Origin of the sequence: Pseudomonas sp. B37(2017) (assembly GCF_002112885.1) — a bacterium.
Classification (GTDB): domain Bacteria; phylum Pseudomonadota; class Gammaproteobacteria; order Pseudomonadales; family Pseudomonadaceae; genus Aquipseudomonas; species Aquipseudomonas paraglycinae.
The window spans coordinates 102,368-121,809 of sequence record NZ_NEIX01000008.1; the positions used below are offsets into that span (position 1 = coordinate 102,368).

Sequence of the window (19,442 nt, forward strand, 5' to 3'; positions counted from 1 at the left end):
CATTGACTCGAAAAGGTGCTGACATCGGGATGTTAAAGCACCGGTTCTCATCTGTGACTGACAATTGGTAACATTTGCGCGGATTTTAGACGTGGCTCCCGAGTTTTCTAACAATAATTAAGCTTTTCAAGCTTTTAGTTGCTTTTTTCGGGGCTCTGAACTAACGAAAGAGGGCTCGTTAGATGGTGGCAATGTGCAATGGTGCCACTATTTTGTAATTGTGGCGACCTGTTTTTATGTCCCTTGGCCACTACTGATTTGCACGCCAGTACAGGGAGTGTGAGGTGGATCACATTTTAAGGGGCGATGTGATTTTTAGCTATAACACTGACAAGTTCACACACGGACGTTTATTAACATGCCTTGAGTGTGGCTTTTGATAAGACATATTCTCCGTCCCCGAGTCGGGCAATGGGTGTGCATCTGCCAATTGTTTTACTTCAGATACTCAATGCCTGAATGCACTTAACGGCGCGCCCTCAAAGAGCGTGCCGACGGAGGATTAATGGATTTACTGACCTTGTTCAAGGTGCTGATTCTTGGGGCGGTAGAAGGCCTGACCGAGTTCCTGCCCATTTCCAGTACGGGCCACCAGATTATTGTTGCCGACTTGCTGGAGTTCGGTGGCGAACGCGCCATGGCGTTCAATATCATCATTCAACTGGGCGCCATTCTGGCCGTGGTCTGGGAGTTTCGCCCGAAGATCTTCGAGATCGTCAAAGGCCTGCCGACCCAAAGTAATGCCCAGCGTTTTACCCGCAATCTGCTGATCGCCTTTTTTCCGGCGGTCATTCTCGGCGTGTTATTCGCCGACACGATTCATGAATACCTGTTCAACCCGATCACCGTTGCCGTTGCATTGGTGGTGGGCGGCATCGTGATGTTGTGGGCCGAGCAGCGGGATCATGTAGTGAGTGTCGACCATGTGGACGACATGAAGTGGGCTGACGCGCTGAAGATCGGTTGCGTACAGTGCCTGGCGATGATTCCGGGCACGTCGCGCTCCGGGTCCACCATCATCGGCGGTCTGCTGTTCGGCCTGTCACGCAAGGCCGCTACGGAGTTCTCGTTCTTCCTGGCGATGCCGACCATGGTCGGCGCTGCGGTGTATTCCGGCTACAAATACCGCGAACTGTTCCAGAGCAGCGACCTGCCGGTCTTCGCCTTGGGCTTCGTCGTAGCGTTCATTTTCGCAATGATCGCCGTGCGCGGCCTGCTGAAGTTCATTGCGAACCACAGCTACGCCACCTTCGCCTGGTACCGCATTGCCTTCGGCTTGCTGATCCTCGCCACCTGGCAGTTCGGCTGGGTGAACTGGACGGCGGCCGCAGCCGCTTGATCACTGACTGCTGATCAGCGCAGCGACGGCGAGGTCATTCAATTCAGAGTCGGGCGAATCCTGACGAAGCCGCTGCAACGCCGAGGTGAAATACGCGGCTTGCAGCATGCCGTCACTGGCGAGGAAATAACGTGCCGCTTCTATTTCCTCTACCGAATACACACGTTTTTTCAGTCCGGAAATGTCCGACATCCCGTCGACTGTGACCATCGTCGTCGTGAAAACCAGAAAACCAGACATCTGGGTAGATTGAAAAGGGCCATCTCCCCCCTCACCGCAGCCCTTTAAAAAATCACAGGATGCATAGGCGCTTGTATAGAGAGTCGAGAGTAAAGCGAGGAGGGTGAAACGCTTGAATAAAACACAGCTGAACGCGGGCATAACCAAAAGACATCCTGTCAGTACAACAAATCACCGGGCAACGCTCATTCGTTGCCCGAACGCTCAACGCGTCGATCAACGCCCGGCCAGCAGCTCTGCCGCCTGATCCAGCAACGCCAGCGGATCCTTGGCCTTGTGGATATCCACCGACAACAACTGACGAAATTTGCGCGCCCCCGGGAACCCGGTGCCCAGGCCCAGCACATGCCGGGTGATGTGATGCATCGCACCACCGGCCAGCAAATGCTCGGCTATATAAGGCCGCAACTGCGCCAGCGCCTCGGCCCTGCTGATCACCGGCGCGGTGCTGCCGAACAACTGCTGATCCACCTCGGCCAGCAGATAAGGATTGTGATACGCCTCGCGGCCCAGCATCACCCCGTCAAAGGTCTGCAAATGCTCATGGCAGGCCTCCATCGTCTTGATCCCGCCGTTCAGAATGAACTCCAGCTCCGGAAAATCCGCCTTCAACCGCGCCGCCACGTCATAACGCAACGGCGGAATGTCGCGGTTCTCCTTCGGCGACAACCCCTCCAGAATCGCAATCCGCGCATGCACCGTAAAACTCGTGCACCCGGCATCCCGCACCGTGCCGACGAAATCGCACAGCTGCTCATAACTGTCCCGTCCATTGATCCCGATCCGATGCTTCACCGTCACCGGAATCGATACCGCATCACGCATCGCCTTCACACAATCCGCCACCAACTGCGGATGCCCCATCAGGCACGCCCCGATCATATTGTTCTGCACCCGATCACTCGGGCAGCCGACGTTCAGATTCACCTCGTCGTAACCGTGCTCCTGCGCCATGCGTGCGCAAGCGGCCAGGTCCAGCGGAACACTACCGCCCAACTGCAACGCCAACGGGTGCTCGGCTTCGTTGTGACGGAGGAAACGCTCGTGATCGCCGTTGAGCAGCGCGCCGGTGGTGACCATTTCGGTGTAGAGCAGGGCGTTTTTCGACAGGATGCGTAGGAAGTACCGGCAGTGACGGTCAGTCCAATCCATCATCGGCGCGACGGAGAAACGGCGGGAGAGTGGGGCAGGTGTGGCGGAGATTGGGGGCATTGGGGGTACGGAATCGGTGTGGCTGGGAGGTGGGGGAGTTTATCAGGAATGACCGGGCGGGCTCAGTGATATCCGGCGGAAATACAACCTCATCAAGTGTGGGATTAAGCAAGACAGCCATGAAATGGACTGATAGCATCGGGCTATCAATAAGAGTGAGGAAGGGATCCCATGCTGAAAAAACTCGCATCATCTGTTCTCGTCGCCGGCGCCCTGCTTGCCTCCGCCCAAGGGGCTTTCGCCGAAGAAAAGCTGTTCAAGAACTACGTCTACCAAACCCCACTCGCAAAATTCACCGAAGCGGCCGGTTACTACGACTGCTCCGAAGACGTCGGCGGAACCGCGAGGTGCATCGACGATGTGGATTTCCTGGAAGAGAAATTCACTGTCGCGCTGATCTTTTCCGGGGACAAGCTGATGATGGTTTCACTTATCAGCCCGTTCGATCAGAACCTGTACGTCAAAGCCATCGCGGGGCTTTCCAAATCATTCACGCTGGTTTCCATGAGCGATGAGAAATCCATCCTGGATATGTTCGATACCGCGAGAAAGTCGAGAAGCACTGAAGAGCTGACGACGAAGATTTCCAATTTTGAACAGGTTGGTTTGGCTTCGGGGAATCTGACTTATACGTTTCTTGAAGGGTTGAACGCTAAAGGGCAAACCAATGCTGTGAGTGCGTTGGCTGCTGCGCCGGAGAACATTCGGTCCGCTGAGTTGGTGATGGCGGGGCAAGGTGCGGATTCGGGGATGATTATTCGGTTTACGTTTCCTCGATTAGAGGCGAATAAGATTTTGGCTGAGGCTAAAAAGCCGGTTGAGTTATTTTAATTAGCCGATGTATTTATTCTCAATAAGGTCCTTATATGGGGGTGCGAGTGTTTATTGTACTTGTAATGTTTAGAGTGTCGGGTAGATAAAGCTTCTGCTATTTTGATTGCTGCGTAGAAATATCTTCTTCACTAGCTCTGCTGTGTTTGTGGGTGGCTGCTTTTATTTATATTATTTTTTGAGTGAGTGGAGGGTAAAATGTGGAGGTCTAATGTTGACATCGCTTTGGAGTTGGAATTAGTCGGGGGTGGGAATGCGCTTGAAAAATTGTTTTCATTGAGCGTGCTATGGAAGGGGGCGATATATCCAGAAGGTTATACGGCGGATAAAAAATGGCCAGACTTATTGCGGTTGAGTGAGAAGGGCGAGTCGTTTGCACGTGCCATGAGCGCTCATTATGGTTTAGGGGAAGAGGCGGATTTTTATCTGGCCTTGTTTGCGAAATTTAATCATCATGATGTTTTTTTCTCTCCCGAGCATTCCGATGTTGAAGGGATTTCAGCTCTTTTGGAGAATGAAATTCTCAGTGAGCGGATTCGTCTACCGTATCGTTTTGGTCGATGCCTATATGACAGGTTTCACGATCTCGAGCAAATAAATAGAGCAAACCATTTATTACCTCATGATGTAGATAAACTCCTTCATGGTACTCCAAAAGGAGTGTATCAAGTTGGTAGTCTGGTTGTAGGGCCTCTCGGCGTTTTAACTTCAACGGAGCCCAGAGCTATACATCCAATATCCACGCTTCCTTTATGGCACTGTGAAGATACAGGATGCAATACTGTACATCATGTCGATTTGTTACCTCATCAGACTGTAATCAATAGGATTTTTCGTGCCGTCAATAGGCAGGCGCTTGATGAGTTTGGGCCCCCGTCAGAGTGGAAGAAAGAGTTAAAGTGGCGGCATAGAGATGCACGTTGGGAAAATGGAAGAAAGTATTCTGACATTATCGAAATGATCGCCGACTGTATTGTTGGTCAAGAAAGATTTTCATTAACTGTGCAAGCTTTGAAGGGGAGTGGGAAGTTATCTCTTAGGCAGTTGTTGTCTCGGCCGCCGAGAAAGAAGGCCGCTAGCGAAGGAACACCGGAAGAAGTGGCAAGTCGATTGACTGGTGAAGAACAACTGCAGTTGCTGATGTATTTGGATGATAGTTTGTTGGTAGAGTATATCGACGAGTTGGTCTCAAAAAAAACGATAAAAATTCCTTTGGGGGATGTAAGGCGGCCGGAATTTAGTGCGGCTGGTATGGGGCAAGACCAACGTTCTGAATTGTCTGTTCTTGGAGTACGATCATTTCAACCGAATGCGATTTCAAATTTATCTGCGCTTATATGGCAGGCATACGAGTCGGAGGGTGTATTAAACGAACTTGAATGGAAGCTCAGGCAGGCGGGAGGGAAAAGTCCTCGAGAGTCTCTTTTTAACTATATTAGAGATAGAGGTCCTGAAGTAGTAGTTAAAGAACTTGTATTGTCTAGCGCTGCATTGACGAAAAGAATTTGTGCTGACGTAAAGTTGGCACTCAGTCATGTTGACTCGAATGATGATGTTTCCGTGGAGAAAATGCTTTGGAAGTTAGGGTTCAATCCGTCTGGTTATAGCGATACTTTGAAGCGGCTTAAATCAAGGCTTCGTGATTTTAATGAAAAGCTGTTATCTATTCCATCAATCGATACTGAGAATGATCGAGAAGCAATTCGCTCCGTTGGAGTTAATTTGTTTGTATCGTTAGAGGATTTTCTAGATAACTTTATTTCCTATAATGTTTGGCTGCTTTATAACGATCACTTCACAGCCAATAGATTTCAATACGACATAGACGTCGCTAGGCGAAGTGTTTCGCTAGCGCTTGGTTCTAAGTTGCAGGTTGAAGATGTAGTGGTCTCATGGTCCTCCAAAGGTAACAATGCTCTTGGAACATTGTTGCAGTATCTAAATAAGGCTGCAGTTTGGATGGAGTCGTTGGAGGAGGGAGATAGGGATGTTTTGAAGAAATCCGATAGTGATCTTCCGCATTATTATGATGATAAGCTTCGTCCATTTCCATTTCGACATACCCAACTCTGGGCTGATACAGACTTGACCGAACTTGCAAAGCACAAGGAGGGTTTTTTGTCGATTTCTCGTTTGATACATCAAGCGGGGCTGGCTTCTGTACGAAATGGTATTGATCATCATAGAGATGAACATAGTTTTCCAGATGCAGACAAGATGATTGCTTGTGCTGCTCGTTTGTCGCAAGCCTTAGAAAGTGCCGACATAAATCGTTATTTTCCAAAACAATTTTGGCTGGTCTCAAAGAAAGAAAATAGATATGGGGCTGTGGAGTATTTGTATATGGATTATGCAAATAGAGAGTTAGTTGCATTTGGTCCTCATTTTGCCTCTGGGCTGCCAAGTCATATGTATAATTATCCAGTTGTTATCGCTCCAGGGAATTTGCTTGGATATCCAAATTCTCAAATGATGTTTTGGGTTCAAGAGCGAAGTGAGTATTCAGTTTTCTGGGAAGATTACCCTAAGAGAAGAAAGCTTGAATTAGTTAAAAGGGATGCTGCAAGCGCTTTGAATACGCTGGAGGGGGAAGCTTAATAAAGTAATAGAAAGGGCTAGTTATTTTTTAAATTTTGGGGGGGTAAATATCCCCCCGCTTCATTCATTTTCTATTGGTGGTAGGTAGCGAGATATAAGCTGTAGTTCACCTATTAGGAAGGATGTCTAATGGATCGCTTGGTTTGCGGAGTTGATGCGATAGAAGTGGGGGCTGCTCTGGATGGAATAGGGATCAGTTGCTGTGGTAAATAAATCTGTCCCAATTTTTCATTGGAAGTATCTGAAAGGCACGAATAGAAAGTGGACAATATAAAGCAATAGAAAGGGGGGTGGATTTATTTTTATTGTGGTTTATTTGCAGCTTTTGGCGATGGATAAATCTGTCCCAATTATTTGCACGTTAAACAATGTTTATGTCGCTCACTTGTTCGCTGTTGAATCTGAGCATAAGATCCGTTTCGATTAAATCGAAATATTTGGAAGCATGGTAAAAATTTGTCATCGCTCTATCTATCAAATTTTTAGCCTCTTCGTGTGGGTTGAAATGGATAAAGTCATCCCCTGAGATTCCCATATGCTTAGTCGAGTTTTTTGCTTTGTTCATCAAGTCTCCGATTTCTTTTCTCGTGACGGATTCATGTTGAAGGTCGGTATTGAACATTGATGAAAGTATCCGTACGGCGCCTTCGCGCAAACTGGCGAATGCCGAAATCCCACCTTTCGACTCTACATGCTTACCGAAAAGCTCTTCAGCTGCTCCGGCAAGGCAAATGGCTGAAAAATCTTTGGGAGGATCTGAGTAGAAGTGCTGAAGTGAAGAGTGTAAGAGCTCTGTTGCGATATCAATTTTTGGTGTCGAAAGAAGTGGCATTTTAGCGGCGCCTAGATGGATTTTGATCTGCGATGGGAATTGGCTGGCACTTTTTTAAGCAGTGTTATGTCGTTAAGATGTTTTTGTACTTGATCGGTAAGTTCCGAAATAACAGCGCTTTTCATGGCGATGAGGCTGGGGATAGAAGCCACTAAAACCGGTATATTAAAAAGCTTGGCAAGAAGAGCCTCGGATTCTATTTCGGAGTAGGTTGGAAAATCCGGTTTTGGAGTCAACAGATCTGCATAATAGTAATCTTTCAGTGACATCTGCTGGCCAAACCGAGTGAAGGAATCAGTGGAAAATCCTGATATCTGAAGCTTAGTTAGAGCGGATGAGAGTCGTCGAGAGTTCTCAACGCTCGGCTCGATTAAAATATCTAGATCATCAGCTTGGCGCTCAACGCAGTGCCAAGCTACAGCAAGGCCTCCGATTATTATAAATTTTACATTACAGGAGACCAGTTGCCGGACGAGCTCTTCGTTTACGCCGGTGTGCAAAAGGTTATCGCTGATTCGATTGTTCATTTGAGGACACCGCTCAGTCACTTCATGCCTTAGCTTAGGAGTGTAGCAAGATGCCGGCGTTTTGCTTTTAGCTGACGGACAATGTGGGGACGGGCAACATGGGGACAGATCTATCTAATTGGATTTTTTAGTATTCATTGGCCGATACCTCTCCTAAGCCGTCGGATTGAGGGCGGATAAACAACAAATTTCTTCGTGTTTAAATCCGGTTTGCCATTGATACTCGTGCCCTACACATCCTTGCGCCACCCCCTACACCTAAGACAGAATCCGCCGGCTTGTGCCTTTAGCACGGGGGTTCTATCGTTCCTGGGTCACTGAAAACCAGTGATCGGGTTTGGTAGCCCGGATTCCGTCAGAAGCACAAGACTACTGTCTTGCGGAGGCTTTCAGTGCCTTCGTTTTATGGTGGTCATGCGCAGGGCATCTTCGGATGCGCCGGGGTTCCTGACGGCCGGTCTACCAACCTGCGTATGGCCTCCACCCTAGTTTGGTAGCGAAGGTGGCGGCTCCTAACCTCTTATCCGTCGGGAGTTACTCCATGTTCAAACCAACACCCAACCCACCAGAAACCGACCCAGTCTCCCCCTACAAATTCCCCGATTCACGAACCCTCAACGAAGCCGCCGAGCGCGCCCTCGATCACTACCTCACCCCACAGCAACGGATCATGGGCAGCCACACCCAACATGACCCGATGTACTTCGCCAACCCGGCCTACGACACCGAATCTCTACTCGCCAACGCCAGCGAATCCCTCGGTTCAGCCTCCGAAATGCTCAACAACTTCGCCGCCTCCCTGGAGCCCGCCCACCGCAAAACCGCCATCGGCATTGCGCAGTTGGTGATGTTGGGGTCTTTGGCGGTGAATCAGGCGCTGGATAACGTCGAGCCGAAGTAGGTTCGGGCAACCCTCTGCGGTGGAGGGTTGATCGTCAGGCGTGGGTTCAACCTGAACCCACGCTGAAACCCCCGCAAGTTTCATCTTCCCGCCACCCGCGCAGGCCTACGATCCATCCACAAGATCCCGACCCCACCCGAGCGCCAAACACCATGAACAATCCACTCAAAGCGCTGTTGATCGTCGCCACCATCTCGGTTCTAAGCGCCTGCTCCGGCTCCGGTGGCTTGACCACCACCAGTTGTTTCTCCAGCGACTGTCAGTCGCCGGAGGCGCGTAACGTGAATACGTTGAAGTTCGGCGGGAGCAATATCGGTAACAGTTTCAACCAGTACAGCTCCGGCCTGATGCATGACGACTGAGGATTACTGGGCCGCGGGTACGGCGATCCATTCGCTCAGGACTTTCTGGTATTTGCCGGTGACTTTGCTCAGGTGCAGCCACTGGTCGACGTAGAGTTTCCAGCTGATGTCGTCGCGCGGCAGCAGGTAGGCTTTTTCGCCGTATTGCATGAACTGGCTCGGGTTGACGGCGCACAGGCCGGGTTTGAGTTTCTGTTGGTAGAGGGCTTCGGAGGCGTCGGTGATCATCACGTCGGCCTTGTTGTCGAGCAGTTGTTCGAAGATGGTCACGTTGTCGTGCAACGCCAGTTGCGCCTTGGGCAGGAAGGCGTGGACGAAGGCTTCGTTGGTGCCGCCGGCGGGTTCGACCAGGCGTACGTTCGGCTGGTTGATCTGGTCGATGGTCTGGTATTTGGACTGGTCGGCGCAGCGCACCAGCGGGATCTTGCCGTCGACGTCGAGGGTGTTGCTGAAGAAGGCTTTTTTCTGGCGTTCGAGGGTCACCGAGATGCCGCCGACGCCGATGTCGCACTTGCCGGCCTGCATGTCCGGCATCAGGGTTTTCCAGGTGGTCTGCACCCATTCGACCTTGACCCCGAGGCTGTCGGCCAGGGATTGCGCCATGGCGATGTCGATGCCTTCGAATCCGCCGTCCGGACGTTGGAAGGTGTAGGGCTTGTAGTCGCCGGTAGTGCAGACGCGCAATTGGCCCTGTTGCTGGATGGTGTCGAGGTGCGAGGCCGGTTCTTGTGCTTGGGCGGCGCCGGCCATGGCCAGCAGGCCGCAGAAGATCATCGTGCTTTTTGGAATTGTCATGGAGATCGGGCTTGTGCAGTGGGAGTGCGGGCCAGTGTAGTGAATGCGTTTGCCGGGTGTCATCCCGGCTCCGGGCTCAGCGTGCCCAACCACGCCACCAGCCCCACGATCAACAGCGCAATCACCAGCTCCGATGCCACGCTGCGGCGCAAGGCATTGGCCGCCACCTGATGTTGCCCGGCGCGCAACGATTGTTCGAGCAACGGCCCGAGGTGGAATCGGTTCAACGCGGCCAGCACCAGCATGCCCCCGAACAACACAACCTTGATCGCCAACAGAATCCCGTAGGTGCCGAGCAGGACTTCGCCCAGTGTCGGGCCGACGATGAACAGGTAATTCGCCACGCCGGTGGCCGACAGGATCAGCACAATTGCCGCGCCGACGCCTTCGAAGCGTTTGACGGAATCGGCCAGCGAACGAATGCGCGCCTCGCTGCACAGTGCGTCGAGCCGCGACATCAAGATCAACGCGAGCATTGCGCCTAGCCACGCACCCGCCGCGAGCAGGTGCAGGATGTCGCTGAGCAGATGCCACGCGTTATCCATCGCGCCGTGACCGCTCCAGGCCAGGGAGGCGAGGGCGACTGAGCCGGCCATCGATGCCAGCCACAATCCCGGCCAGATCATCACGACAATCAGCGCAATCATCCGCAGCGTCCACGCCAGCCCGACGTCGGTTTCCAGCACCATCATTTGCAGGTGCGGCCACAGCGCCGCGAACTCCGTTTCGCCACTCATGGCGCGGGTCATCAGCACCAGTCCCGCCACTGACAGCAGCGCCCCGATCAACGCCATCCCGCGCAGCATCGGCCGAAACCGCAGCACCGCGTCAACGCTGTACAGCCCGAACAACGCCAGACCGAACAACAGCAGCAAATCCACATACAACGCCAGACGCAGGAGGATGTTGATCAGATCAGCCATCGCTCATTTCACTTTGAACGTGACGTTGCCGGTGATCGGGTGCGTGTCCGACGACACCGCGCGCCATTCGATCTTGTAGGTACCGGCCGGCAGGGGCGAGAGCGGGGTAACGAGCATGGTTTTCGGGTCGCTGCCGGCGCTGACTTTGGCCTTCATCGGCATCGGCGAGTGGGCCATGCCGGGCATTTCGGTCATGACCAGTTTGGCGCCGGAGAACTGGGTCAACAGATCCTCCGAAAACCGCAGTTCGATCTTGCCGGGCGCCGCGCCGTCGGCACCTTCGGCCGGGGTCGACGACAGCAGTTTCGGATGGGCCTGGGCCAGGGTGCTGAAGAGCAAACCGCTGGCGAGGACGAGGGAGATTTTCAATGTGCGCATGCAAGACCTCGGTGTTGTTTTTTGAAGGGATTCAGAACCACAGCCGCACGCCGAGGACGAGTCGCGCTTCGCTGCGATCCTCGCCTTCTTCCCGTGCGTAATCGGCGGTGTGGCCGTAGGTGCGGTTCCAGGTCACGCCGATGTAGGGCGCGAATTCGCGGCGGATTTCATAGCGCAGGCGCAGCCCGGCTTCGGTGTTCGCGAGGCCGGAGCCGATCCCGCGTTGCGGGTCGTTTTTGCCGTAGACGTTGAGTTCGGCGGTCGGCTGCAGGATCAGGCGATTGGTCAGCATGATGTCGTAGTCGCCCTCCAGCCGCACCGCGCTCTGGCCGTTTTCGCCGATGAAGGCCGTGGCTTCGGCTTCGAAGTTGTACAGCGCCATGCCCTGCAGGCCGAACGCGGCCCAGGTTTGTGGAGCGCCGGGTTTGAAGTCCTGACGCACGCCGCTGACCACGTCCCACCACGGCGAAATCGCGTGGCCCCACAGCGCCTGGATTTCCGCGTCTTCGGTCTTGCCGTTGCTGCGTTCGCCCTCGGAGCGCAGCCACAGCCGATCGATGTCGCCGCCGATCCAGCCGGACAAATCCCAGGCCAGGGTGCTGGCGTCGTCGGCATCCTGCCATTCGAGTTTGTCGGCGAGGAAGTACGTGTTGATGGCGCTGTCGTGCACTTGATGCCCGGCGTGACTGGTGAACACGGCGGCGCGGTCGGCGTCGGTCAGCGCCGGGATCGGCGTGCGGCTTTCGGTCGGCGCGGCGGGCTGCATCATGCCGTCGTCCATACTCTGCATATCGCCCATCTGGCTGTGATCCATGCCCTGCATGTCGCTGGCGGCGAATGCCGGAGCCATCGACAGGAGCGACAACGAAAACGCGGTAAATCGAGTCATGGTCGGCGTCCTCATTCTTCCACCCGCACTTCGCGGAACATGCCCATTTCCATGTGGTACAGAAGATGGCAGTGATAGGCCCAACGGCCGAGCGCATCGGCGGTCACGCGGTAAGTGCGGCGGGTGCCGGGCGGCATGTCGATGGTGTGTTTGCGCACCTGGAAATTGCCGTTTTCGTCTTCCAGATCGCTCCACATGCCGTGCAGGTGGATGGGGTGGGTCATCATCGTGTCGTTGACCAGTACCAGGCGGATTCGCTCGCCGTACTTCAACAGCAGCGGCTCGGCATCGGAGAACTTGATGCCGTTGAACGACCAGGCGAATTTCTCCATGTGGCCGGTGAGGTGCAGCTCGATGGTGCGGCTCGGGTCGCGGCCGTCCGGGTCTTCGAAAGTGCTGCGCAGGTCGGCGTAGGTCAACACGCGGCGACTATTGTTGCGCAGGCCGAGGCCAGGGTCGTCGAGTTTCGCGGCGGTGGTCATGGCTTGCATGTCCACCAGCGGGTTGTCCTTTTCGCTGTCGGGGTGCGACTGCATCGGGCCCATGTTCATGCTCGAGTGATCCATGCCGCTCATGTCCATCGAACCATGATCCATGCCGCCCATACCCATGTCGTCCATGGTCACCAGCGGTCGCGGGTCCAGCGCCGGTACCGGGGCCGACAATCCGGCGCGGGCGGCGAGGGTGCCTCGGGCGTAACCGGTGCGATCCATGGCCTGGGCGAACAGGGTGTAGGCGTCGGCGGCGGGTTCGACGATCACGTCATAGGTTTCCGCCACGGCGATGCGCAACTCGTCGACGCTGACCGGTTTGACGTGCAGGCCGTCGGCGGCGACCACGGTCATTTTCAATCCGGGGATGCGCACGTCGAAGTAGGTCATGGCCGAGCCGTTGATCAGCCGCAGCCGCAGCTTTTCGCCGGGGCGGAACAGGCCGGTCCAGTTGGAATCGGGGGCGTGGCCGTTCATCAGGAAGGTGTACGTGGCACCGCTGACGTCGGCGATGTCGGTGGGATTCATCTTCATCTGCGCCCACATCGTGCGATCGGCGACGGTGGCGCCCCAGCCTTTTTCGCCGACGTCATGGATGAAATCGCCGACGGTGCGCTTGTGGAAGTTGTAGTAGTCGGACTGTTTTTTCAGGGTCTTCATCAGGCTGGCCGGGTCTTCGTCGGTCCAGTCGCTGAGCATCACCACGTAGTCGCGGTCGTACTGGAACGGCTCCGGTTCCCGGGCGTCGATCACCAGCGGCCCGTAGACGCCGGCCTGTTCCTGCAAGCCGGAATGGCTGTGATACCAGTAGGTGCCGTGCTGGCGAACCTTGAACTGGTAGACGTACACACCACCCGGCTCGATGCCCTTGAAACTCAGGCCCGGCACGCCGTCCATGTTGGCCGGCAGCAGAATGCCGTGCCAGTGGATCGACGTGCTGTCCTTGAGCCGGTTGCGCACCCGCAGCGTCACCGTATCGCCCTCGCGCCAGCGCAGCAGCGGGCCGGGCAGGCTGCCGTTGATGGTCATTGCGGTGCGCGGCTGGCCGGTGAAGTTGACTGGGGTTTCGCCGATAAACAGCTCGAAGTCGGTGCCGCTCAGTTCATTTATCTGGCCAGGGCTGTTCAAGGCCCAGACCGGCGTGCGCCACAGGCCGAGGCCGCCGAGCAGACCGCTGGCGGCGAGGCCTTTGACGAAAGTGCGTCTTGAGGTGGTGGAAGGCATGCGCTGGAAGTCCCCGTTTGACCAATGACGGGGAGGCTAACCAGCGGCAGCTTTCAGCTGGCTGAGGGGCGGATTACAGTTGTGTCAGGTTCAACCTACAGACCGAGACCTTCTTGGACGACCAACAACAGGTTGTTTTCCGTCAACGCAATCGCATCCAGCTGTTGCCCGGTCTCAAGCGTCTGCAACCACCAATGACTTTCGCCGTGTTCATCGACCGTGCGCAGCAGCGACGCTTCGCGCCCCGGCAGGACGATTTGCACGCGCCCCGAGCCGTCTTCGGTGAAACGGGCGATGGGGTCGAAGGTCAGGCTGTGGTGGTTGGCTTCGATGATCAACTGGTCGATGGCGTAGTCGTGGGTCTCGCCATCCGGTGAACTTTCGCAAACATGGGTAGGATTTCGCCGAATCTTCAGACCGACCTCGGTGACCGGTTGCAACCAGCCCTCGATGCGGTGATACAAGGCGTAGACCTGGGCCGGCCAGCAATCGATCTCCAGTTCGGCGCAGGTGATTTCGTCAGCATGGGTGTGCCGGGTTTGTTTGAGTTTCGCGGCGAGTTCGTCTGCTTTACTCATGTCGGTTCCCTGTAGTGATTTCAACTTCATCGTAGTCCTTTCAAAGTAATGCAGGTTTTGCCCTGCGTCATGCGCTTGCAACACGGGCATGACTCAATCAGCGTCTGGCCAAGTGATGGTCAGACCACAGAAACCACGGACGCACGCGTCCCAAGGAACGGGAACATGAAAAAGCTTTTTACAATTATGGCGCTGATTGCGCTGACGGTCGGTAGCATCGGCCTGAGTTCGGCACGCCAGTCGTCTGCCAGCAAGGCGGAATCGGTGGCGGGGGTATTCGATTACTACCTGCTGACGTTGTCCTGGTCGCCGACGTTCTGCCTGACCCACAAGGACGACCCGCAATGCACCGGCAAGGGTTATGGTTTTGTCCTGCATGGCCTGTGGCCGCAATACGCCAAGGGCGGCTGGCCGGAGTCCTGCCCGCCGCTGACCAACCTGTCGGCTGCCGAAACGGCCAAAGGCCTGACGCTGTTCCCGACCAAAAAACTGCTCGATCACGAATGGAGCAAGCACGGCACCTGCAGCGGCCTCGGCGCGATGGGCTATCTGGACGAAGCAGACAAAGCCGTGGCCGCGGTGAAAATCCCGGAAGAGCTGCAACCGTTCAGTAGCTCTTATTACTTCGAAGCGCAGGAAATTGCCGACCTGTTCCGCAGGAGCAATCCGGGCATCCCGTCAGACGGCATCGCCGTGATCTGCAACGGCCCGGAACTCTCGGAAGTGCGCGTGTGCATGGGCAAGGACCTGCAATTCGGCGCCTGCGGCAAGGGCGTGAAAACCCAGTGCCGGGCGGGGGATATCCGGGTGCCGCCTTCGCGTTGACCGGAGCGATTACCGACCATAAAAAACAGGCGCCTTTTCAGGCGCCTGTTTTTTTGCGTGCGGGTTTGAACAACGCCGCGACTTTGTTCATGCTTGCGCGCCAATGGATGATGACGCGACACCGCAAGGAGCTTTTCATGAGCGGAAAACCCGCTGCCCGAGTGACCGATCCGACTGCCTGCCCGTTGCCGGGGCATGGCACCAACCCGATTGTCAGTGGTTCGCCGAATGTGAATTTCGACGGGCTGCCTGCTGCGCGAATGACCGACAAGTCGGCGTGCGGCAGTCCGATTACCGGTGGCGTTGCCTCGACGGTTTTTATCAATGGACTGAACGCCGCAACCCTGGACAGCACCGGTGGTCACGGGAATGTGGTGGTGGGCGGTTCCGGTACCGTCATCATCGGCGATACCGTGGTGAACGCTCCCTTCAGCGGCCTGCTGCCAATGCCGGTGCACTTCACAGACAAGTTGCAGTTGGTGAATGACACGACCGGCGAACCGATGCCGAATCATCCGTACATGATTCAGCGCGCGGACGGTCGGATGGAACACGGCGTGTCTGACGCCGCCGGTTTTACCCACACGATCAGTTCGCATCTTCCGGAAACCATCAAACTGTTTCTGGAGGAATGAGGCATGAGTGCGGAAACGGTCACGTGCGAGAAAGGCAACAGTTACAAGCTGCAAAAGGAACATACGCTGACGGACAAGAAGGATGTCAGTGTGAAGACTGTTCCGGTGGAGAGTACCAAGGCGATTGTTTTTTTTATCGGCGGGGCGGGTGACAAGGAGAGCTATTACTTTTCCGGCCCCTTTGAAAACGTTAACCAAGCTAAATCTGGCTTTGATGATCGAAACGGTAAGCTGGAAAAAGAGGGCAAATATAAATCCGAGTGGCTTGGGTACAACGAGGTTCGGGGGAAGAAGGATATTCAGAAATATGTTCTGAACCTGATTCCTTATAAATCCTGCCCTATCTATATAGTGGGTCATAGTTTGGGTGGATGGAACGGAGCCCACTTGACCCGTGTCATGTCTGAGTGGGGATACAGGATCAATATGTTGGTAACGCTGGACCCTGTGGGGGAGGGCACTCTGGTGTGGCTGGGATCTGATATATACGGAGAGAAACCGACGCCGGTGGCCGATTATTGGATCAATATCAAAGCCACACCCTCGAGGCCCGATCAGTCCGATTCGGTAGCCGACTTTGGAGAGAAGTGGCAAGTGGTCACTGGACCCAATGTCAATGTGAATATGGATACGAACCACGCCAATGCCCCAGCGATGTTCACCAGGCCCATCGCTCAGGGAAAGTCAGCCAGTGACCTTATGTTTGAAGCTATCAACAAGGACGTTTGCTGATATGAAAAACGCTCTTTTACTTCTACTGATTACCTTGTGTTCAGCCTGCGCTAAAAACCATACGGTGCAGCCTGCAAATCTCAATTTTCTGACGATAGAGAGAAAACCCAGCAGCCTGTATTACGAAATTTACTACGGCTCTGATGTAAATCTTTTGGATCTGTTTGGGAGAGGAATGAGGGAAGGCGCCGCTTCGACAACTCTGAAATGTGCGCTGGGTGACGATCAGGACTTCTCTATCACTAACCGCTTCAGGTATTCGGCGTACGGACTGATTGATGTAGATGAGGCCAACAAGGCAGGTGGGAAATACAACTACGTGACCAGTGCAACTTTAAGGCAGACCGTAAATAACGGTTCAACTCAGGAATTTCTTTCAACTCAGGAGTTGAATGGCCTGTTGTCCGGAAAGCTCCAGGTCCCCTGCAAAGTCGTCATTACCGCTTGGGGCTACAAACCCTACTACTCAAACACGATGAACCTCCCGGTCGCCGACCTGCTGCGCGAAGTCAACAAGCCCTGAGCTCAGCGCCCATCGGGGGGATCAAGCAAATCCCCCCGCATCAACCCCCAATTCCCCCCGCAGAAACTCCACCAACCCCCGCTGCAATCCACTCAACACCCCCTCGCGGCTGACCAGCGCCAGCTCCGTCGGCGGCAGCGGCGGCAAGTCCGTGCACAACCGATGCTCCGGCAACACCGCCGACGCCGGCAGAACCGAAACCCCAAGCCCTGAGGCCACCGCCGCTTGAATACCGGTCAGGCTGTGGCTGCCGAAGGCCACCCGCCAGGGGCGTTGCGCCACGTCGAGCAGGCGGATCGCCCGTTGTCGGTACAGGCAGCCCTGTGGAAACAGCGCCAGCGGCAACACACCACTGGATGAGTCGAACTCAGCACCCTTGACCCAAACAAGTCGTTCCGGCCAGGTCGCCCAGGCGGGACCGCTGTCAGGTTCGCGTTTGATCAGGGCGATGTCGATTTCGCCGCTGTCGAGGCGTTGCCTCAGGTCGAGGCTCATGCCGCTGACGGTTTCCAGTCGCGCTTGCGGGTGGCTGCGGGTGAAGCCGGCGAGGATCAGCGCCATGCGTCGGGCGTCGAAGTCTTCCGGCATGCCGATGCGCAGGATTTCCAGGTCCAGATCGCTGGCCAGGGCTTCGCTGGCCTCAGCGGACAAGGCCAGCAGGCGGCGGGCGTAGTGGATCAGCAGTTCGCCGTGCTCGGTGACGCTGACATTCTGCCCGGTGCGGTCGCGCAACAGGAGGGCGTGGCCGACCATTTCTTCCAGTTTGCGTACCTGTTGGCTGACCGTGGATTGGGTGCGGTGGACGCGTTCGGCGGCGCGGGTGAAGCTGCCTTCATCGACCACGCAGACGAAGGTTCTCAGCAGTTCCAGATCCAGCATGGCGGCGGTCTCGATATTTGTTTGGCAACTGACGGTTGGCTATTTATTTAATTTCACACTATCACTCCGAGTTCATAAGCTGAAGCCCTCACTTGCAGAGGAATGCTTCCATGACCTTGATCAACACACCGCGCCCGCAATGGCTGACCTTCGATTGCTACGGCACCTTGATTCAATGGGACGAAGGCCTGCGCGCCGTGGCCGAGCAGATCCTGAGCGAGAAGGGCGAGCACCGGGTCGACGCCGGGCGCCTGATCGAGGTTTACGACCGCCACGAACATCGCCTGGAACAGACGCCGCCGCACCGCTCGTTTCGAGAACTCAGCACTCTCGGCCTGCAACTGGCCCTGGAAGAACTGGGCCTGACGAGTGCCAGCGAAGACAGTCAGCGCCTGGCCGCCGCGATTCCGCAGATGCCGCCGTTTCCCGAAGTCGTCGAGACCCTCGCGCAGCTCAAGGCCAAGGGTTTCAAGCTGTGCATCGTCTCCAACACCGATGACGACATCATCGCCGGCAACGTCGCTCAACTCGGCGGCCATATCGACCGGGTGATCACCGCGCAACAGGCCGGCGCCTACAAACCGGCGCCCCGGCTGTTCGACTACGCTCATGAGCAATTGGGCGTCAGCCGCGATCAGGTGGTGCACATCTGCGCCAGCCCGATGCTCGACCACACGGCGGCCCGCGACATGCATTTTCGCTGCGTATGGATCGACCGCGGGACCGGTCGTCAGTTGCTGCCGGACTATCGGCCCGACGCGATCCTCAACACGCTGGACGAAGTGCTGCCGCTGTTCGCGTCCCTCGGCTGGTAAGAAACCTCGCCCGTCATCAAGGAGTTTCGCCATGGCCCATACCCTGACCGGCAGCGCCCGACCCACGCGTTCCGGCTCGTTGAACCTCGACAGCGAAGCCATCATCACCGCCCGTCACGAACTGGCAGCGTGCTTTCAACTGGCGGCGCTGCACGGCTTGGAGGAGGGGATCTGCAATCACTTTTCGGCGATGTTGCCGGGGCACGCTGACCTGTTTCTAGTCAATCCGTACGGCTATGCGTTTTCCGAAGTGACGGCGCACAACCTGCTGGTCTGCGACTTCGACGGCAACGTGGTGGACGGCGAGGGCCAGCCGGAGGCCACTGCTTTTTATATTCATGCGCGGCTGCACCAGCGGCTGCCTCGGGTGAAAGTCGCATTCCACACCCACATGCCGAACGCGACGGCGTTGTGCCTGCTGGAGGGGCCGCCGCTGTTGTGGCTGAGTCAGACCGCGCTGAAGTTCTACGGGCGCACGGCGGTGGACGAGCATTACAACGGGCTGGCGCTGGATGAGCGCGAAGGCGAGCGGATTGCCGGGGTCATGGGCGACGCCGACATTCTGTTCCTGAAGAATCATGGGGTGATTGTCGCGGCGCCGACCATCGCCGAAGCCTGGGACGATCTGTATTACCTGGAGCGTGCCGCGCAAGTGCAACTGCTGGCGATGGCCACGCAACGGGTATTGAAACCGGTGCCGCACGCGGTTGCGCAACGGGCGTACGAGCAGATGCGCGAGGGCGATCCGGAAAGTGCGCGGGCGCATCTGCACAGTGCGATGCGGCGGTTGTCCCGTCAGGGTTGATGCAGGCAAAAACGGGCAGGCAAAAATAATTTGTGTCGCAGGTCATCCATTTGGCCTGCGCGCCGATAGCAACAGGGTCGGGATTGTCGCGGTGGCACTTGGTTGCCC

Annotated in this window: 22 protein-coding genes; 11 read left to right on the forward strand and 11 right to left on the reverse strand. The window is 55.8% G+C overall.

From position 1 onward, the window contains the following. Nucleotides 1–505: 505 nt before the first annotated feature. Nucleotides 506–1,339 (forward strand): undecaprenyl-diphosphate phosphatase, encoded by an 834-nt coding sequence (locus CAF90_RS20160; protein ID WP_007951638.1) that lies wholly within the window; start codon nucleotides 506–508, stop codon nucleotides 1,337–1,339. On the opposite strand, the gene CAF90_RS20165 is transcribed toward CAF90_RS20160, so the two are convergent. Both CAF90_RS20165 and dusA read right to left on the reverse strand, forming a co-directional pair. Then, nucleotides 1,340–1,720: a DUF2388 domain-containing protein gene (locus CAF90_RS20165; protein ID WP_085608236.1), complete on the reverse strand. Its 381-nt coding sequence runs from the start codon at nucleotides 1,718–1,720 to the stop codon at nucleotides 1,340–1,342. It abuts the gene before it with no gap. Between the two features lie 75 nt (nucleotides 1,721–1,795). Next, a complete protein-coding gene (gene dusA / locus CAF90_RS20170; RefSeq protein ID WP_085608237.1) occupies nucleotides 1,796–2,791 on the reverse strand; it encodes a tRNA dihydrouridine(20/20a) synthase DusA in 996 nt (331 codons plus the stop codon). 171 nt (nucleotides 2,792–2,962) lie between these two features. On the opposite strand from dusA, the gene CAF90_RS20175 reads away from it, so the two are divergent. Continuing rightward, the gene (locus CAF90_RS20175; protein WP_085608238.1) at nucleotides 2,963–3,622 is read left to right on the forward strand and encodes a hypothetical protein; all 660 of its coding nucleotides are present in this window, start codon (nucleotides 2,963–2,965) and stop codon (nucleotides 3,620–3,622) included. 198 nt (nucleotides 3,623–3,820) lie between these two features. Beyond that, nucleotides 3,821–6,220 (forward strand): hypothetical protein, encoded by a 2,400-nt coding sequence (locus tag CAF90_RS29305; protein WP_139834512.1) that lies wholly within the window; start codon nucleotides 3,821–3,823, stop codon nucleotides 6,218–6,220. Between the two features lie 361 nt (nucleotides 6,221–6,581). Here CAF90_RS29305 and CAF90_RS29310 read toward each other — a convergent pair whose 3' ends face one another. Next, complete coding sequence (locus CAF90_RS29310; RefSeq protein WP_139834511.1) at nucleotides 6,582–7,052, reverse strand: hypothetical protein; 471 nt, start codon at nucleotides 7,050–7,052, stop codon at nucleotides 6,582–6,584. Between the two features lie 11 nt (nucleotides 7,053–7,063). Beyond that, the gene (locus tag CAF90_RS29315) at nucleotides 7,064–7,579 is read right to left on the reverse strand and encodes a hypothetical protein (protein WP_139834510.1); all 516 of its coding nucleotides are present in this window, start codon (nucleotides 7,577–7,579) and stop codon (nucleotides 7,064–7,066) included. A gap of 541 nt (nucleotides 7,580–8,120) precedes the next feature. Between CAF90_RS29315 and CAF90_RS20190 the strand changes: the two genes are divergently transcribed. Beyond that, nucleotides 8,121–8,480, forward strand: a complete 360-nt coding sequence (locus tag CAF90_RS20190; RefSeq protein ID WP_085608241.1) for a DUF6124 family protein — start codon at nucleotides 8,121–8,123, stop codon at nucleotides 8,478–8,480. 152 nt (nucleotides 8,481–8,632) lie between these two features. Continuing rightward, a complete protein-coding gene (locus CAF90_RS20195; protein ID WP_085608242.1) occupies nucleotides 8,633–8,842 on the forward strand; it encodes a hypothetical protein in 210 nt (69 codons plus the stop codon). Between the two features lie 3 nt (nucleotides 8,843–8,845). Here the strand turns inward: CAF90_RS20195 and CAF90_RS20200 are convergent, their stop codons facing one another. The 6 genes from CAF90_RS20200 to CAF90_RS20225 all read right to left on the reverse strand — a co-directional run bounded on the left by CAF90_RS20200 (nucleotide 8,846) and on the right by CAF90_RS20225 (nucleotide 14,120). After that, a complete protein-coding gene (locus CAF90_RS20200) occupies nucleotides 8,846–9,637 on the reverse strand; it encodes a transporter substrate-binding domain-containing protein (RefSeq protein WP_170929414.1) in 792 nt (263 codons plus the stop codon). Between the two features lie 59 nt (nucleotides 9,638–9,696). Further along, on the reverse strand, nucleotides 9,697–10,560 hold the full coding sequence (gene copD / locus CAF90_RS20205) for a copper homeostasis membrane protein CopD (protein ID WP_085608244.1): 864 nt from the start codon (nucleotides 10,558–10,560) through the stop codon (nucleotides 9,697–9,699). Nucleotides 10,561–10,563: 3 nt separating this feature from the next. Further along, nucleotides 10,564–10,938 (reverse strand): copper homeostasis periplasmic binding protein CopC, encoded by a 375-nt coding sequence (copC, locus tag CAF90_RS20210; protein WP_085608245.1) that lies wholly within the window; start codon nucleotides 10,936–10,938, stop codon nucleotides 10,564–10,566. 31 nt (nucleotides 10,939–10,969) lie between these two features. Beyond that, the gene (locus CAF90_RS20215; RefSeq protein WP_085608246.1) at nucleotides 10,970–11,827 is read right to left on the reverse strand and encodes a copper resistance protein B; all 858 of its coding nucleotides are present in this window, start codon (nucleotides 11,825–11,827) and stop codon (nucleotides 10,970–10,972) included. Nucleotides 11,828–11,838: 11 nt separating this feature from the next. After that, nucleotides 11,839–13,542, reverse strand: coding sequence for a copper resistance system multicopper oxidase (locus CAF90_RS20220; protein ID WP_085608247.1), 1,704 nt, complete (start codon nucleotides 13,540–13,542; stop codon nucleotides 11,839–11,841). 95 nt (nucleotides 13,543–13,637) lie between these two features. Then, nucleotides 13,638–14,120, reverse strand: coding sequence for a hypothetical protein (locus tag CAF90_RS20225; protein ID WP_085608248.1), 483 nt, complete (start codon nucleotides 14,118–14,120; stop codon nucleotides 13,638–13,640). 165 nt (nucleotides 14,121–14,285) lie between these two features. Here CAF90_RS20225 and CAF90_RS20230 point away from each other — a divergent pair, with 165 nt between their 5' ends. From CAF90_RS20230 to CAF90_RS20245, 4 genes are all read left to right on the forward strand, one after another. Then, a complete protein-coding gene (locus CAF90_RS20230; RefSeq protein WP_085608249.1) occupies nucleotides 14,286–14,945 on the forward strand; it encodes a ribonuclease T2 in 660 nt (219 codons plus the stop codon). A gap of 137 nt (nucleotides 14,946–15,082) precedes the next feature. Then, on the forward strand, nucleotides 15,083–15,580 hold the full coding sequence (locus CAF90_RS20235) for a PAAR domain-containing protein (RefSeq protein ID WP_085608250.1): 498 nt from the start codon (nucleotides 15,083–15,085) through the stop codon (nucleotides 15,578–15,580). A 3-nt stretch (nucleotides 15,581–15,583) separates the two neighbouring features. Then, a complete protein-coding gene (locus tag CAF90_RS20240) occupies nucleotides 15,584–16,312 on the forward strand; it encodes an alpha/beta hydrolase (RefSeq protein ID WP_085608251.1) in 729 nt (242 codons plus the stop codon). Nucleotide 16,313: 1 nt separating this feature from the next. Beyond that, nucleotides 16,314–16,835, forward strand: a complete 522-nt coding sequence (locus CAF90_RS20245) for a hypothetical protein (protein WP_085608252.1) — start codon at nucleotides 16,314–16,316, stop codon at nucleotides 16,833–16,835. A gap of 21 nt (nucleotides 16,836–16,856) precedes the next feature. On the opposite strand, the gene CAF90_RS20250 is transcribed toward CAF90_RS20245, so the two are convergent. Then, on the reverse strand, nucleotides 16,857–17,714 hold the full coding sequence (locus tag CAF90_RS20250; protein ID WP_085608253.1) for a LysR substrate-binding domain-containing protein: 858 nt from the start codon (nucleotides 17,712–17,714) through the stop codon (nucleotides 16,857–16,859). 110 nt (nucleotides 17,715–17,824) lie between these two features. Between CAF90_RS20250 and CAF90_RS20255 the strand changes: the two genes are divergently transcribed. Next, the gene (locus CAF90_RS20255) at nucleotides 17,825–18,529 is read left to right on the forward strand and encodes a haloacid dehalogenase type II (protein ID WP_085608254.1); all 705 of its coding nucleotides are present in this window, start codon (nucleotides 17,825–17,827) and stop codon (nucleotides 18,527–18,529) included. Between the two features lie 31 nt (nucleotides 18,530–18,560). After that, the gene (locus tag CAF90_RS20260; protein ID WP_085608255.1) at nucleotides 18,561–19,334 is read left to right on the forward strand and encodes an aldolase; all 774 of its coding nucleotides are present in this window, start codon (nucleotides 18,561–18,563) and stop codon (nucleotides 19,332–19,334) included. The last annotated feature ends 108 nt before the right edge of the window (nucleotides 19,335–19,442 follow it).